At 63.6% G+C, this 16,087-nt stretch carries 14 protein-coding genes; 3 read left to right on the top strand and 11 right to left on the bottom strand.

Going from position 1 to position 16,087, the window contains the following annotated elements:
• Window positions 1-62 precede the first annotated feature (62 nt).
• From infB to rimP, 5 genes are all read right to left on the bottom strand, one after another.
• Entirely contained in the window at window positions 63-2,657 is a 2,595-nt protein-coding gene (infB, locus tag ACFO3E_RS08065; RefSeq protein ID WP_380803640.1) for a translation initiation factor IF-2, read from the bottom strand.
• 70 nt (window positions 2,658-2,727) lie between these two features.
• The gene (locus ACFO3E_RS08060) at window positions 2,728-3,384 is read right to left on the bottom strand and encodes a DUF448 domain-containing protein (RefSeq protein ID WP_380803638.1); all 657 of its coding nucleotides are present in this window, start codon (window positions 3,382-3,384) and stop codon (window positions 2,728-2,730) included.
• A gap of 171 nt (window positions 3,385-3,555) precedes the next feature.
• Window positions 3,556-3,807, bottom strand: a complete 252-nt coding sequence (locus ACFO3E_RS08055) for a tautomerase family protein (RefSeq protein ID WP_066524342.1) — start codon at window positions 3,805-3,807, stop codon at window positions 3,556-3,558.
• Window positions 3,808-3,813: 6 nt separating this feature from the next.
• A complete protein-coding gene (gene nusA / locus ACFO3E_RS08050) occupies window positions 3,814-5,385 on the bottom strand; it encodes a transcription termination factor NusA (protein WP_380803636.1) in 1,572 nt (523 codons plus the stop codon).
• 13 nt (window positions 5,386-5,398) lie between these two features.
• Window positions 5,399-5,923 carry a ribosome maturation protein RimP gene (gene rimP / locus ACFO3E_RS08045; RefSeq protein ID WP_066524349.1) on the bottom strand — a complete coding sequence of 175 codons (525 nt, stop codon included), beginning with the start codon at window positions 5,921-5,923 and terminating at the stop codon, window positions 5,399-5,401.
• A gap of 245 nt (window positions 5,924-6,168) precedes the next feature.
• Here rimP and ACFO3E_RS08040 point away from each other — a divergent pair, with 245 nt between their 5' ends.
• Window positions 6,169-7,311, top strand: a complete 1,143-nt coding sequence (locus ACFO3E_RS08040; RefSeq protein WP_380803634.1) for a PQQ-dependent sugar dehydrogenase — start codon at window positions 6,169-6,171, stop codon at window positions 7,309-7,311.
• A gap of 187 nt (window positions 7,312-7,498) precedes the next feature.
• Here ACFO3E_RS08040 and ACFO3E_RS08035 read toward each other — a convergent pair whose 3' ends face one another.
• The 3 genes from ACFO3E_RS08035 to tpiA form a co-directional block, all read right to left on the bottom strand.
• Window positions 7,499-9,130, bottom strand: coding sequence for a CTP synthase (locus ACFO3E_RS08035; protein ID WP_066524353.1), 1,632 nt, complete (start codon window positions 9,128-9,130; stop codon window positions 7,499-7,501).
• 90 nt (window positions 9,131-9,220) lie between these two features.
• Window positions 9,221-9,601 (bottom strand): preprotein translocase subunit SecG, encoded by a 381-nt coding sequence (secG, locus tag ACFO3E_RS08030; RefSeq protein ID WP_066524355.1) that lies wholly within the window; start codon window positions 9,599-9,601, stop codon window positions 9,221-9,223.
• A 195-nt stretch (window positions 9,602-9,796) separates the two neighbouring features.
• Entirely contained in the window at window positions 9,797-10,540 is a 744-nt protein-coding gene (gene tpiA / locus ACFO3E_RS08025; protein ID WP_066524357.1) for a triose-phosphate isomerase, read from the bottom strand.
• Window positions 10,541-10,709: 169 nt separating this feature from the next.
• On the opposite strand from tpiA, the gene ACFO3E_RS08020 reads away from it, so the two are divergent.
• On the top strand, window positions 10,710-12,662 hold the full coding sequence (locus ACFO3E_RS08020; RefSeq protein WP_380803630.1) for a peptidylprolyl isomerase: 1,953 nt from the start codon (window positions 10,710-10,712) through the stop codon (window positions 12,660-12,662).
• Window positions 12,646-14,193, top strand: a complete 1,548-nt coding sequence (gene trpE, locus ACFO3E_RS08015) for an anthranilate synthase component I (RefSeq protein ID WP_380803627.1) — start codon at window positions 12,646-12,648, stop codon at window positions 14,191-14,193. The genes ACFO3E_RS08020 and trpE overlap by 17 nt, the downstream gene beginning before the upstream one ends.
• Here the strand turns inward: trpE and ACFO3E_RS08010 are convergent, their stop codons facing one another.
• The 3 genes from ACFO3E_RS08010 to ACFO3E_RS08000 form a co-directional block, all read right to left on the bottom strand.
• A complete protein-coding gene (locus ACFO3E_RS08010; RefSeq protein ID WP_066528589.1) occupies window positions 14,194-14,466 on the bottom strand; it encodes a DUF4242 domain-containing protein in 273 nt (90 codons plus the stop codon). It lies immediately after the preceding gene.
• A 63-nt stretch (window positions 14,467-14,529) separates the two neighbouring features.
• Window positions 14,530-15,255 carry an extensin-like domain-containing protein gene (locus ACFO3E_RS08005; protein WP_066524364.1) on the bottom strand — a complete coding sequence of 242 codons (726 nt, stop codon included), beginning with the start codon at window positions 15,253-15,255 and terminating at the stop codon, window positions 14,530-14,532.
• 3 nt (window positions 15,256-15,258) lie between these two features.
• Window positions 15,259-16,086: an NUDIX hydrolase gene (locus ACFO3E_RS08000; protein ID WP_380803624.1), complete on the bottom strand. Its 828-nt coding sequence runs from the start codon at window positions 16,084-16,086 to the stop codon at window positions 15,259-15,261.
• Window position 16,087 lies beyond the last annotated feature (1 nt).

Here is a 16,087-nt window from a genome sequence, read left to right as displayed (position 1 = left end):
CAAGCGGCTATGAACGACCAAGAGGCACGAGACCCCAGCTTTCGCTGGGGTGACGCACTTTCTTAAAGCGTCCGGGCGCGCTCTTCGACCTCGAACAGTTCCAGCGTATCGCCGACCTTGATGTCGTTCGTGTCCTGCAGCACCGCGCCACACTCCATGCCCGCACGCACTTCGGACACATCGTCCTTGAAGCGGCGGAGCGAAGCGATGTGCGTGCGTGAGACGATGACATCGTCGCGGGTAAGGCGTGCATTGAGCCCCTTGCGGATGATGCCGTCGAGAACGAGCAGACCCGCCGCCTTGTCCTTCTTGCCCGCCGGGAACACCTGCAGCACTTCGGCCCGGCCGACTATCGTCTCGATCCGCTCGGGAGCGAGCTGGCCCGCCATTTCACCACGGACTTCTTCGAGCAGGTCGTAGATCACGTCATAATAGCGCAGCGAGATCTTCTCGCGCTCCGCCAACTGACGCGCCTTGGCATTGGGACGCACGTTGAAGCCGATCAGCGGCGCGCGGCTGGCGGCTGCCAGCGTGACGTCGCTTTCGGTGATCGCGCCGACACCGGAATGCAGGATGCGGACCTTGATCTCGTCGGTCGAGATGCGGTTGAGCGACGATACGATCGCTTCGACAGACCCCTGCACGTCACCCTTCACCACCACCGGATATTCGATGACCGTGGTGTTGAGCGCCGAGAACATATGTTCGAAGCTGGTCGGAGCCGCCGTGGTCCGCTTCTTGGTAGCCTGTTCCTGGCGGTAGGCCGCGACTTCGCGGGCCCGCGCTTCATTTTCAACGACGGTCATCTGGTCACCGGCGAGCGGAACGCCCGACAAGCCCAGAACCTCGACCGGGGTCGAAGGTCCTGCGACCTTCACATTCTGACCCTTATCGTTGATGAGCGCGCGCACCTTGCCGCTTTCGGCGCCGATGACGAAGGTGTCGCCGACCTTCAGCGTACCCTTGCGCACCAGCACGGTCGCAACCGCGCCGCGGCCCTTGTCCAGCTGCGCCTCGACCACATTGCCTTCGGCAGCGCGGTCGGGGTTCGCCTTCAGCTCGAGCAGTTCGGCCTGGAGCAGGATTTTTTCGATCAGCGTATCGAGGCCGGTCTTCTTGAGCGCGGACACTTCGACGTCCTGCGTCTCACCGCCCATGTCCTCGACGATCACCTCATGCTCCAGCAGACGCTCGCGCACCTTCTGGGGATTGGCTTCGGGTTTATCGACCTTGTTGATCGCCACGATCATCGGCACGCCGGCCGCCTTGGTGTGGTTGATCGCCTCGATCGTCTGCGGCATCAGCCCGTCATCGGCCGCCACCACGAGGATGACGATATCCGTGACGTTGGCGCCGCGTGCGCGCATTTCCGAAAATGCTTCGTGGCCCGGCGTATCGAGGAAGGTGATGATGTCACCGTTCGCCGTCTTCACCTGATAGGCGCCGATATGCTGGGTGATGCCGCCGCTTTCGCCCGCGACCACATCGGTCCCGCGCAGCGCATCGAGCAGCGAGGTCTTGCCGTGATCGACATGGCCCATGATGGTGACGACCGGCGGACGCGACTGCAGCGTTTCAGGCGAGTCAACATCGCCTTCAATGCCGATTTCGACGTCGGCATCGGACACGCGCTGGATGCGGTGGCCGAATTCTTCCACCAGCAACTCCGCCGTATCCTGATCGATCGGCTGATTGAGCGTGACGGCAGTGCCCATCTTGAACAGGGCCTTCACCAGGTCCGCGCCCTTTTCGGCCATACGGTTGGCGAGTTCCTGCACGGTGATGCTTTCGGGTACGACCACATCGCGGACCTGCTTCTCACGCTGCTGAGCGCCGCCCGAATAATGGGCGCGGCGTTCCTTCTCGCGGGCGCGCTTCAAGGCGGCCAGGCTGCGAGCGCGTGCGCTGTCATCGTCCGCCAGAGCGCGGGTGACGGTCAGCTTGCCCGACTGGCGGCGATTGTCGTCGCCGCGCTTGGCGCGTTCAGGCTTGGCAGGCTCGGGCCGCTTGATCGGGGTGACCGGCGTGAAGCGGCGCGGGGGCGGCGTGGCCGAAGTCGGCGCGGACGCGGGCGCAGCGCGCTGCTCAGGCGCTTCGGCTGCGGGCTGTTCCTCCGCCCGAGCGGGCGCAGGCTCGGCAGCCGGAGACTCGGCGGGCGCTTGGGCTTCCTCCGTGACGCGGCGCGCGGCTTCCGCCTCCGCGGCTTCGGCGGCCAGGCGATTTTCCTCGACCCGGCGCTTCTCTTCCTCGGTGGCGGCAAGGCGCTGCGCATCCTCGCGGCGGCGCGCTTCCTCCAGCGCGTTCATCCGCGCTTCCTCAGCCTCCCGCAGCAGCTTCGCCTGCAATTCCTGACGCGACATCAGGCTCTGCGGCGGGGCCGGGCGAGCCGGTGCGGCAGGCTGCGGCGCGCGCGCCTGGGGCTGCTGCGGCGCAGGGGTTGCGGCAACGGGTGCGGGGGTCGGATCAGGCTGCGGCGCAGGCGTGGGCGCGCCGGCTTCGCCCGGCTTCCCCAGGATGCGGCGCCGCTTCACCTCAACCACGACCGTATTCTTGCGGCCATGGCTGAACTGCTGCTGCACCTGGCCGGATTCGACGGTCCGCTTGATGCCCAGCGGCTTGCGGCCCAGAACCGGCTTGTCTTCCTTGCTGTCACTCATACGACTGAATAGTACCCTTCGCTTCATCCCGACCGGCAAGGCCCGTCGGCGCCTTATTCAAAATGCTGCCTCAGGCGCCCAGCGCATTGGCGGAGTACTGCTCCCCATGCACCGGCGCTCCGGTAGCGCAACCCAGATAGCTTTCCAAGCGGCCTATGGCCGAACGCAGACGCGACGCCGCACGCGAGTCGGTCACTGCGATATGGACGACATTGTCCCGCCCCATTGCCATAGATAGGGCCTGTCGGTCCACAGGCAAGACGAGCCCGGCCAAATCGGTGCCTTCCGCCTCCTGCCCGACACGCAAAGCCTGGTCCAGCTTGCGATTGCCATCGGCCGCCGCATCGCTGGCGTGGAGCAGCAGCTTCACATCGCCCTTGCGGCAAGACACGTCGATTTTTTCTGAGCCCGTAAGAACCATGGAAGCCTTCGCCTCCAGCCCCAGCCGATCGAGCAACGCCTTGCGCAGCCCGTCTTCGATAAGGCCGGGCAGCGTGTCGGGGATCTGCAACTCGCCGGTCTTGAAGGCCCGCGCGAGCGCACCCTTGAGCTTGCCCTTGGCGAGAGCCTGCTCCAATTCAGCGCGAGCCACGCCAATCCACGCCCCTCTGCCGGGAGCCTTGGCGCGAATGTCGGGCAGCACCTGCCCCTCCGGCCCAACCGCAAGGCGGATCAGCATTTCCGGATCAGCGCGATCGCCGGACAGGATGCATTTGCGCTCGGTCATGGAACTAGCCCCTCCCTTTCAAGAGAGGGCTGGGGTGCGTGCGCATCGCGCGCCCGCAACCTCACCCAATCGCCGGTGCTGGCAATTGTTGTGCAATCGCACCCACCCCCTGCCCTTCCTTTGAAAGGAAGGGGTGAGGATGTCGCAGCGCTAAAAGTCGGCCTTAGCCTCTCATCGGGAAGTGACCGCAGCATTAGCGTCCTCCCCAGGCTTGGGCCCAGTTGCTTGAGGAGCGGGCGCGCGGTCAGCGATCAGCTGTCCGCCCGACCCGTAATTTTCCGTCGAGATTTCGGAAATCACCACCTGGACGGCAGAGGCCGGCTTGCCCAGCCGCTCGACGAGCGATTGGGTGACGTCAGCGACGATAGCCGCTTTCTGCTCACGGGTGGCGTTTCCGGCCAGACGGATATCGATAAAGGGCATGAGTGCTTAGGCTTCCTCACCCTCGAACCAGTGGGCGCGAGCGGCCATGATGATTTCATTGCCCTGCTCTTCGCTGAGGCCATATTGGGCAAGGATTCCGCCCTTGTCCTCCGTGGTCTCGCTGCGGCGGCGGCGCTGATCGACGCGCTTCTTCGCCACCAGTTCGTCGGTCGCAAGATCGGCCAGATCGTCGAGCGTCTTGATCCCTGCCTTGCCCAGCGTCACCAGCATGGCTTCGTTGAGGTGCGGCATGTCGGCCAACGCGTCCTCGACGCCCAGCGCGCGGCGCTCGTCGCGGGCAGCGGCTTCGCGGCGTTCCAGCGCTTCCTGCGCACGGCTCTGCAGCTCTGCGGCGAGATCTTCGTCGAAACCTTCGATCCCGGCCAATTCCTCGACGCCGACATAGGCGACTTCTTCCAGCTCGCCAAAGCCTTCAGCCACCAGCAGCTGCGAGAGGGTCTCGTCCACGTCCAGTTCGTTCTGGAACAGTTCGGAACGGGCGACGAATTCCTTCTGGCGCTTCTCGGACGCGTCGGCCTCGGTCATGATGTCGATCGCCTTGCCGGTCAGCTGGCTGGCGAGCCGGACATTCTGGCCACGACGGCCGATGGCGAGGCTGAGCTGATCGTCGGGAACGACGACTTCGATGCGCTCTTCTTCCTCGTCAATGACGACGCGGGCGACCTGAGCAGGCTGGAGCGCGTTGACGACGAAGGTCGCGGTGTCTTCGCTCCAGGGGATGATGTCGATCTTTTCGCCCTGCATTTCCTGCACGACGGCCTGCACGCGGCTGCCCTTCATACCGACGCAGGCGCCGACAGGATCGATGCTCGAATCGCGGCTGATGACGCCGATCTTGGCGCGCGAGCCCGGATCGCGGGCCGCAGCCTTGATCTCGATCACGCCGTCATAGATTTCGGGCACTTCCTGCGCGAACAGCTTCTTCATGAATTCGGGATGCGCGCGGCTGAGGAAGATCTGCGGTCCGCGATTTTCGCGGCGCACGTTCAGGATCACCGAACGGATGCGGTCCCCGACGCGCACGACTTCGCGCGGGATCTGCTGGTCGCGGCGGATGACGCCTTCGGCGCGGCCCAGGTTCACGACGACATGGCCGAACTCGACCGACTTGACGACGCCGGTGATGATCTCACCCACGCGGTCCTTGAATTCCTCATGCTGACGCTCGCGCTCAGCGTCGCGGACCTTCTGGAAGATCACCTGCTTTGCCGACTGCGCGTCGATTCGGCCAAGGTCGATCGGGGGCAGCGGATCGACGATGAAGTCGCCGACAACGGCGTCCTTCTTCAGCTTCTGCGCCTGCTTGAGATCGACCTGCTTGAAATAGTCATCGACGGCCTCGACCACCTCGACCACACGCCACAGGCGCAGGTCGCCGCTTTCGGGGTCCAGCTTCGCGCGGATGTCGTTTTCCGCACCATAGCGCGCGCGGGCGGCGCGCTGGATCGCATCTTCCATCGCCTCGATGACGATCGCCTTGTCGATCATCTTCTCGCTGGCGACGCTGTTCGCGATTGCGAGCAACTCGGCCTTGTTGGCGGAAATGGCGTTGGCCATGGCAGTCGAACCCTTATTCTTCGGTGTCAAACTCGTCCGCACCCTCGGAAGAGAGCGGCATGGTAGCAGAAATGAGCGCGTCGGTCAGCACGAGCTTGGCCTCGCCCACGGTCGCGAAGGGGATCATCACATCCCCGGCCTTATTGTCCTTGAACTGAATTTCCTCGCCTTCGACGCCGTTCAGAAGCCCGCGAAAGCTCTTGCGCCCGGCAACCGTCTCGGTCGTGGCGATCTTTGCTTCGTGCCCGGCCCATTCCATGAAATCGTGCAGCCGGGTAAGCGGCCGGTCGATCCCAGGCGAGCTGACCTCCAACCGATAGGCCTCCTCGATTGGATCAGCTTCGTCCAGCACATCGGACAGGCGGCGCGAAATGGTGGCGCAATCCTCGATGACGAGCTGCTTGGTGGCTGGATTTTCCGCCATGATCTGCAGCGTATATTCGTCACCGGACCCGAACAGCTTGATGCGCACAAGCTCGAACCCCAAGGCTTTCACCTCTGGTTCGATCAGCGCGGTCAGTTCGGCGATGTCCGCCATGCAGTCTCCAACAGAATATGTGCGCTTCCGCCGCCGCGAGCGTCCCCGCCCGCGACCCTGACATGTTTGACGATGTAAGGAAGCAAGCGCGATATAGGCAGGATGCGGGAAAGCTGCAACATTATTCGTGCGAGAGGATTGTAGGAAAAACTGTATCCCGCTTGTCCTGAGTTTGCTGAAAGGCTGTTCTTCTCTTCAAGGGGAAACCCGGTTTCGACAAACTCAGCCCGAACGGAGAAAAAGGCATGCGTACTTCCCTGGTGGCTTTGCTTCCTCTCATCCTATTGGCCTGCTCGCCCGACAACGCCACCGGCCAGAACAGCGCAGCCTCGGCCGAAAGCACTAAGCCTTTCAAAACCTCCATTATCGCCGATTTCGATTCGCCCTGGGCGATGACCTTCCTCCCCGACGGACGCGCTCTGATCGCGGAAAAGGCGGGCGAGATGGTCCTGTTCGATCCGAAGAACGGCACCAAAATCCCGATCGCTGGCATCCCGCAGGTCGATAGTGCGGGCCAAGGCGGGCTGATGGATGTTGTCTTGGCGCCGGGCTTTGCCAAGGACGGGACAGTCTATTTCAGCTTTTCCGAATCCGGCCCAGGCGGCAAGGGCGTGGCGCTCGCCACCGGCATCTTCAACCAAGCAAGCGATGGCACAACCAAGCTAGACGGCGTAAAAACCATCTTCCGCGCGACACCCTATGTGGAGGGAAACGGCCATTATTCGGGCCGCATCGCTTTTTCCCCCGATGGAAAATATCTCTTCTTCACCAATGGCGAGCGGCAGAAATTCGATCCGGCGCAGGACCCTAAATCAACATTGGGTAAGGTGCTGCGCCTCAATCTCGACGGCACGCCCGCCGCGGGCAATCCCCTCGCCGCCAAGGGTTTCCACCCGGCCATCTGGTCCTACGGCCACCGCAACCTGCTGGGCATCGCTTTCGATAAGGATGGCCGCCTGTGGGAGCAGGAAATGGGCCCGAAGGGCGGCGACGAGGTCAACCTGATCAAGCCCGCGCTCAACTATGGCTATCCCAAGGCGTCGAACGGGGACCATTATGACGGCAAGCTGATCCCCGATCACAGCGCGCATGACGGGTTTGAAGCGCCTAAAGTGTGGTGGAATCCGGTGATCTCGCCCGCGGGGCTGCTGTATTATTCAGGCAATATGTTTCCGGAATGGAAGGGTTCGCTGTTCATCGGCGGACTGTCGAGCCAGTCGCTTGTCCGGGTGAAGCTCGATGGTGAGACTGCCGCCAAGGCCGATCAATGGGATATGGGCGCGGGGATTCGCGAGGTGGAACAAGGTCCCGACGGCGCACTCTGGCTGCTGGAGGATGGGGGACAAGGGTCTCAAGGCCGGTTGTTGAAGCTGACGCCGGCGCGTTAGTCCCTCCCCAACCTCCGTTCGTTTCGAGCGTAGTCGAGAAACGGAAAGCGCACCCACATCATTTCTTGACTACGCTCGAAACGAACGGAGCTTTTATCGTCATCCCAGCAGAAGCTGGTATCTCATGAGACGTGTCGCACGCGTGCGCCCGAGACCCCAGCTTTCGCTGGGGTGACGGGTGCGAATATCAAACCAACCGGCTTTGCTTCACTGCCGCTTCGATAAAGCTCGCAAACAAGGGATGCGGGTCGAACGGCTTGGACTTCAGCTCCGGATGGAACTGTACCCCGACGAACCAGGGATGGTCCGGCCGCTCGACAATCTCCGGCAGCGTGCCATCGGGCGACATGCCCGAAAAGATCAGCCCGCCCTTTTCCAGCGGCTCGCGATAGCCCGCATTGACCTCATAGCGATGGCGGTGCCGCTCGCTGATCTCGGTCGCGCCATAGACGCCCGCCACGACGCTGTTGCCGTCGAGCTTTGCCGGATAGGCCCCCAGCCGCATCGTGCCGCCCAGATCAGTTTCGGCCGTGCGCTTCTGCAGCCCTTCCGTGCTCATCCATTCGGTGATGAGGCCGACCACAGGTTCGCTTGTCTCGCCAAATTCGGTGGTCGATGCTTCGGCGATTCCCGCCGTATTGCGCGCGCCTTCGATGCAGGCCATCTGCATGCCCAGGCAAATGCCGAAGAAAGGCACGTTCCGCTCACGCGCGAACTTGACGCTGGCGATCTTGCCTTCCGACCCGCGCACGCCAAAGCCGCCGGGGACGAGGATGCCGTGCATCGGTTCCAGGCTGGCGGCGACATCGTCGCCCTTCTCGAACAGCTCGGCGTCGATCCACTTGATGTTGACCTTCACCCGGTTCGCGAAGCCGCCATGATGCAGCGCTTCGTGCAGCGACTTGTAGGCATCAGGCAGGCCGACATATTTGCCGACCACGCCAATGGTGACCTCGCCTTCGGGATTTTGCTGCCGGTCCATGATGTCGAGCCAGCGGTCCATCGACGGCTTGCGCGACCCTTCGATGCCGAAGGCGCGCAGCACTTCGTCATCCAGCCCTTCGGCATGATATTGCGCAGGAACGGCATAGATGCTGCTGGCGTCGAGCGCCGGGATCACCGCTTCCTTCCGCACATTGCAGAAGAGCGCGATCTTCGCCCGCTCACTGTCGGGCAGCGGATGTTCGCAGCGGCAGAGCAATATGTCGGGCTGGATGCCGAGCGACGTCAGCTCACGCACGCTATGCTGCGTCGGCTTGGTTTTCAGTTCGCCCGCCGCCGCGATATAGGGAACCAGCGTCACATGAACGAAGATCGACTGCCCGCGATCAAGGTCGTTATGCAGCTGGCGGATCGCCTCCATGAAGGGCAGCGATTCGATGTCGCCCACCGTGCCGCCGATCTCGCACAGGACGAAATCCAGATCGTCGGTGTCGGCGGTCGCGAACGCCTTGATCTCATCGGTTACGTGCGGGATCACCTGCACCGTCGCGCCAAGATAGTCACCGCGCCGCTCGCGCTGGATGATGGTCTGATAGACCCGGCCCTGCGTCACATTGTCCGATTGGCGCGCGGAAACGCCGGTGAAGCGCTCATAATGGCCAAGATCGAGGTCGGTTTCCGCCCCGTCGTCGGTCACATAGACTTCGCCATGCTGATACGGGCTCATCGTGCCCGGATCGACGTTGAGATAGGGATCGAACTTCCGAATGCGCACACGGAAACCTCGCGCCTGCAGCAGTGCTGCAAGCGAAGCGGCCATCAGGCCCTTGCCAAGCGAGGAGACCACGCCGCCGGTGATGAAAATATACCGCGCCATGGGAGTGGAGGCTTAGCCTTTTACAAACAAGTTGGGCAAGCGCGCGAATCCACGCGCGAGCAAAAAAGATTGGAAATCTGATCGAAAAGTTCAGTTGGCGAGCGGAACCGCGCCGTTTGCCGCCTGGCCATTGCTCGCCGCGCCCGCTGCACCAGCAAGCGGATCAGCGCTGCCGGTGGCCGGAGCCGGAGCAGCGGGCGTCGCGGGCGCCTGCTTCACCAGGGACGTGTCGATATCGCTCGGCGCATGCTGGACCGAAGCAATCACCGCCAGCACCACCGACAGCAGCACGAAGATGGTCGCCAGAACAGTCGTCGAACGGGTCAGGAAGTCCGCTGCACCACGCGCGGACATCAACCCCGCCGGGCTGCCACCGACTCCAAGGCCGCCACCTTCCGACTTCTGCATCAGAATGACGGTGACAAGCAGGGCCGCGACAATGGCCTGCACGACGAGGATGAAAGTGAACATGCGAGGAATCTGTCCCAATGGGTGCGTTGGGGAGCCCATAGCGGCGAAGGGCGGCGGGGGCAACCGGCCACCTCACCTCCAACTTCGCACAGTGCCGTCCGTTGCGGCTCCCTCCGTTCGCTTCAAGCTTGCCGAGACGTTTTCGCGCCGCTTCTCGACTTCGCTCGAAGCAAACGGATCATGGAGAGGCTAGGTTCAGCGCGCCGCCGCGATCACCGGGGCGAATTTCGCCGCAGTCAGGCTCGCACCGCCGACCAGACCGCCATCGACATCCTCGATCGCCATCAACTCGGCCGCATTGTCGCCGTTCATCGACCCGCCATAGAGGATGCGCATCGCGCCGGCCTTGCCTTCGCCGATGCGGCCCGCAAGCGCCGAGCGCAGCGCCTTGTGCATGTCCTCGACCGCTTCCATCGTCGGGATGCGTCCGGTGCCGATCGCCCAGATTGGCTCATAGGCAATCGCCAGCCAGTCCGCCGCCGCGCCCTCGGGCAGCGAGGCCAGCAGTTGCGCCGAGACAATTGCTTCGGCATCGCCCGCATCGCGCACGTCCAGGCTTTCGCCAACGCAAAGGATGACCTTCAGACCCGCAGCCTTTGCCGCGAGCGCCTTGGCCGCCACATCGGCATCGCTTTCGCCCTGGTCCTGCCGCCGCTCGCTATGGCCGACGATGGTCCAGCTCGCGCCCGCTTCGGCCAGCATCGTCGCCGACAGGCAGCCGGTATGCGCGCCGCTATCCTTCATGTGGCAGTCCTGCGCCCCGACAAAGGCCGCGCCACTGACCGCGCTCGCCGCTGTAATCAGCGTCGCGGGCAGGCACAGGCCAACCTCCACCCCAGCATGTTCCGCGGCAACCCCGCCGATCGCCTCGACCTCACCCAGCTGGGCGCGGAGGCCGTTCATCTTCCAATTGCCGACCACCAGCTTGCGCCTGCCCATCGATCCATACCCCTTCAGTCATCAATCTGCATTGTCAGCCGTCAGGAGCCGACCCACCGAGGCGGATGGACAAGAGCAGTCCATTTGTCCAGCCATGCCGGACTTGCCGCCGCGACGATCCGCCCCTAAAGCGGGCCACCGTAAAGTCTTCCTATTCTGGACTTCCTTCATGCTTTCCAACTTCCGCCGCTTCATCCATTCGAAATTCGGCGCGCTTTTCGCGCTCCTTTTCCTCGGCGTCATCGCGGCGGCCTTCATCATGGGCGACATCAGCAGCGGGAAGTTCGGTTCATCGCTCGGCGGCGGCGGCGAAACCGTGGCCAAGGCCGGCGGCACGCGCCTGACGCTGACGCAGTTCCAGGAACGGGTGCAGCGCGTCTTCGAAAATGCCCGCCGCGGCACCCCCGGCCTCCAGATCAGCGAGTTTCTGGCACAGGGCGCTGCTAGCCAGATCTACGATCAGTTGGTCGCTGCGATGACGCTGAAGGAATATGCCAAGGATCAGGACGTCCACATTTCCAAGCGCCTGGTCGATGCGCAGATCGCGCAAATCCCCGCCTTCCAGGACGCAGCCGGCAATTTCAGCCAGGAAAATTTCCGCCAATTGCTGCTCCGCGAACGCATCACCGAACAAGCATTGCGCGAGGATATCACGCGAGAGATACTCGAGCGGCAGATGCTTGCGCCCTTGGGCTTGGGCGCGAAGCTCTCCGACAGCATCATCCTGCCTTACGCCTCGCTTCTGCTTGAGGCGCGTCAAGGCACGATCGCCGCTATCCCGGCCATGGCGTTCAAGGACATCAAAGATCCCAGCGACGCTCAGCTTGCTGGCTACTATCGCGAGAATGCGGCGCGTTTCACGATCCCCGAACAGCGGCGCATCCGTTACGCGGTCATCGATGGTGAACGCTTCACCCAGGCTGCTCAGCCGACCGAAGCTGAAATCGCCGCTGCCTATAATCAGAACAAGGCCAGCTATGCCGCGAAGGAAAGCCGCAGCTTCGAACAACTGATTCTGCCCACCGAAGCGGCCGCCAAGGCGATCGCTGCTGAGGTGAAGGGTGGCAAGTCGCTCGCCGCCGCCGCGCAGGGCGCAGGTCTTGAAGCATCGACGCTGACCGACCAAAGCCGCGAGAGCCTGGCCGCTTCCTCTTCGGCTGCCGTCGCCAATGCCGGTTTCGCCGCCAAGCAAGGCGAGTTGGCCGGTCCGATCCGCGGGTCGCTCGGATGGGTCATCCTGCGTGTCTCGTCGGTGAAGACCATCCCGGCGCGTGCCCTGTCAGCTGTCCGCGATGAAATCGCCGCCACGCTGCGCAGCCAGAAACAGAAGCGTCTGCTGAGCGAATTCACCGGCAAGGTCGAAGACCAAATCGCGGACGGCGGCAGCTTTGAAGAAGTGGTCAAGGATAATGGCCTGAAGTTGGAAACCACGCCCTTCCTGCTGGCGAACAGCAAGCAGGTCGAGGATCAGGCCTATCAGCCCTCCGCCGATGTGGTCCCGCTGCTGGCGCCGGTTTTCCAGATGAGCCAGGACGATGATGCCCAGCTTATTCCGATCAAGCCCGACCAGCGTTATGCACTGGCCGCACCTGCCGAAATTCGCGCGGCAGCCCCGCCGCCGCTGGAAAAGGTGAAGCCCCTTGTCGTTGCCCAATATAAGCTGACGCAGGGCAGTGCGAAGGCGAAGGCGCTGGCGGAACAGATCCGGGCGAAAGTCGCCAAGGGCATGAAGCTAGCCGACGCTGTCTCGCAAGCGGGCGTTGCCTTGCCCGCGCCGCAGACCGTTGGTGGCCGCCGCGCCGACATCATGCGCGAAGGACAGCGTCCCCCTGCCGAAGTCGCCATCCTCTTCTCCATGGCCGCGAACAGCGTGAAGACGCTGCCGATCGGACAGGATCGTGGCTATTTCGTCGTGCAGTTGAACGGCATCAAACATGGTGATGCGGGCGGGCAGACAGCGTTGCTCAATCAGGTCCGCAGCCAGCTCAGCGATGTCGTCGGCCAGGAATACGCCCAGCAGTTCGAACGCGCCGTGGAAAAGCAACTTGGCGTGACGCGCAATCCGTCAGCGGTGGCAGACGTCCAACGGGCGCTCGCCAGCACCAATGGCGGCGCGCAATAAGATGGCGATCGGCGTGGGCCCGGCAGGCAATGACGGCATAGCGGCCGCGCGCGCTGCACTGACCGCTGGCAAGTCCGCCCTGGTGTGGCGGCGTCAGATTGCGGACACTGACACGCCCATCTCCGCCGCGCTCAAACTGTTCGAACCCGATCGCGGCGACTTCCTGCTGGAATCGGTGGAAGGGGGCGCGGTGCGCGGCCGCTACAGCCTGATCGGTCTCGCTCCCGATCTGGTTTTCCGCGCGCAAGGGCAGTCCGCCGAGATCAACCGCAATTGGGCAAACGATCGCGATGCGTTCGTCCCGGAAGCCGTGGGCGCGCTGGAAGCCTTGCGCGCGCTGGTCGCCGAATGCCGCGCGGAGTTTGACCCTGCGCTTCCTGCGGCGCTCGCCTGCCTTGTGGGCTATTTCGGTTATGAGACCGTGGGCCTGGTGGAAAAGCTCCCCCGCCCCGTCCCCAATCCGCTTGAACTGCCCGACATGCTGTTCGTGCGACCGACCGTCATACTGGTTTTCGATCGGCTGGCCGACGCGCTCTACCTGGTCGCGCCGGTGTGGAAGGGGAGCTTCAGCAATGCCGACGCCGCGATCGACCAGGCTCTCGACCGCATCGATGCTACGGCGGCGCGCCTTGCAGCACCCCTGCCGTCCGAGCCGCCTCCGCCGGAGATCGCTGATGTCGAGGTGACGCCCGTGCTGGAGCCGGGCCGATATAAGAGCATGGTCGAGCGAGCCAAGGACTATATCGTCGCGGGCGACATATTCCAGGTAGTGCTGGCGCAGCGTTTCACTAGCCCCTTCACCCTGCCCCCGATCGCGCTTTATCGCGCGCTGCGGCGGATCAACCCCTCGCCCTTCCTCTATTATCTGGACCTGCCCGGCTTTGCACTGATCGGATCAAGTCCGGAAATATTGGTCCGGGCGCGCGATGGCGAAGTCACAATCCGGCCGATCGCGGGCACCCGTCCGCGCGGCAAGACGGCGGTCGAGGACGCGGCCAATCGGGAAAGCCTGCTGGCCGATCCGAAGGAACGTGCCGAACATCTGATGCTGCTGGACCTTGGCCGCAACGATGTCGGCCGCGTGGCCAGCGCCGGGACGGTCACGGTCACCGACAGCTACACCGTCGAATTCTACAGCCATGTCATGCACATCGTGTCGAATGTGGTCGGCAGGCTGTCGCCGGACAAGGATGCGCTGGACGCCCTGTTTGCGGGCTTCCCCGCAGGCACCGTGTCAGGAGCGCCCAAGGTGCGCGCTTGCGAGATCATCGCCGAACTGGAGCCGGAAACGCGCGGAGCTTATGCGGGCGGCGTGGGCTATTTCGGGCCTGACGGGAATATGGACAGCTGCATCGTTCTGCGCACCGCCGTGCTGAAGGATGGCGTCATGCATGTGCAGGCCGGGGCCGGCATCGTCGCTGACTCAACGCCCGAATATGAGCAGCGCGAATGCGAGGCGAAGAGCGGCGCGCTCCTCGCTGCGGCAAGGGAAGCCGTTTATCTCGCCCGGCAGGCCCGCTTCGGCCAATAGCTACTCGGCCGTCGTCGGATCAATCGTCGCACGTATGCGCGCGATACTGTTGGCAGGGAGGCCCGCCAGTTCCGCATGCTGGCGGATCAGCTCTTCGCTTGGGGCTCGATAAACGCAGTATATCTTGTCGTCGGTGACATAGCTGTGCACCCACTGGATCTCCGGCCCAAGCTCGCGCAGGACATTGCAGGAGCCTTGCGACGCGTTTCTCAGTTCATCGCTTCGCAGCCTTCCCGCGCCGGGCATTTCCCTCTCGATCACGAATTGCGGCATAACCACCTCCATGCGTGAAGGCGCAGAATCTATGCCTCGGCGGGCCGTGAGTCCACAGCAGGATCAGCGGCATCCCCGCCAGCCGAAAGCGCCCCGTTCCGCCTGATCCAGATGAAAATGATCGCGATGCGCGGCGTTATAGTCCGGCGAGAGGACGGTTGCGAAAAATTGGCAGGCACCTTTGCGGACGCGCCGGAGGAAATCGGCATCCTTGCCCCCACCGCTCCAGTCCGCTGCAACACTGATCCGTCGGCCATCTGCGAGGGTAAAGCCGCTAATGTCGATCGCATCGGCCGTCGCATGTTCGCTGAAGTCACCCTGCGGACGGCCATATAACCGCCGGCAACTGTAGGCGCCGAAATGGTTGATGGACCTCACCGCCTGCCCGAAGGTCTGCTGCGCGGCGGGCTGCACCACATGCCATTCCCATAGTTTGAGCGCGGCGACCACCGGACAGGACGGCGCGACCACGGCGGGAGATAAGCGCGCGCTGCCTTCTTGGGACTTCAGCCGGACCGCGTCGCTGTAACGGCATTGGCCGCTGCCACCGGGTTCGACCGGCGTATAGGCTATGCCCGCACGCTTCAGCAAAGCGCGGCAGCGGTCCGGCTCATGGGTCAGGGCGGCGAGCTTTCGCCCGGTGAAAAGGCCGACGGGCTGGGCCAGGTCGAGGTCGGTCCACGGAAGGTGCTGCGACCCCTGTCGCACATAACCATAGCCGATCAGCGCAAGGATCAGGAAAGCGGCAAGCAGCACAAGCCTGCGTAGGATGAGGTGGATCCGGCGCATGGCCTAACCACGCTGTACGCGGTCCATCGGTTCCGATGTTATGGGATAGCCAAGATGGTCAGGGATGCAGAGATGACACTCCCCGCCCCGCTCCTCCACCCAAGGGCAGACCTTCTCCACAGGGAAAGAGGCCGCATGCGCCGACATAGCGTCGAAGCTGTCGAACAAAGCAAGACGTTCGAGATTGCGCCGGGTCGGGAAGATGATCCGGCCGCCACCCGCATCGCACAGGTCGATCGTGTCCTGCGCGCTCTTCCAGAACAGCCGGACATTTTCGGTCGCATCGACGCTGGCATCCTGCCCTTCCGGCGCGCGGGCCAGATAGAAGCGCGTGTCATAGACTCGCATAGCCATTTCCGCGCCCCCCGGATGCCAGCGGCTGAACGGCATCAACTGATCCAGCGCGAGGTCCAGCCGATGCGATTGGAGGATCGCCGAAAGGCTGACGCCCCGTAGCAGCGCGTCCCGCATCTCGTACGCCTGTGCGGGGTCAAGCGGCGTCGAGAAACCGATCGCAAGACCGCTTTCCTCCAGCGTCTCGCGGATCGCGGCGATACGCGCCGCCGTCTCCTCAAGCGGGCCCGTCCCGCTCATCGCCTCCGCCAGATCGCGGTCCGCCTGATCGATCGCGCCGCCGGGGAAGACCAACGCTCCCGCCGCGAACGCCATGGTTCCGGCGCGCTCCATCATCAGGATCTGCGCTGGTCCGTCCGCCATGTCACGAACGATGACGGCTGTTGCAGCGGAACGGCTTTCAATGCTGGGGGTCGCCATGAAGCCGCCATAAGCGGCGAGGATAGTGGCGGTAAAGTCTTTCCGGATCACTCCCATG

Source organism: Sphingobium tyrosinilyticum (assembly GCF_042654265.1).
GTDB lineage: Bacteria > Pseudomonadota > Alphaproteobacteria > Sphingomonadales > Sphingomonadaceae > Sphingobium > Sphingobium tyrosinilyticum.
The sequence above is the reverse complement of the archived record's forward strand: the minus strand, read 5'-3'. Positions and strand labels throughout refer to the sequence as shown.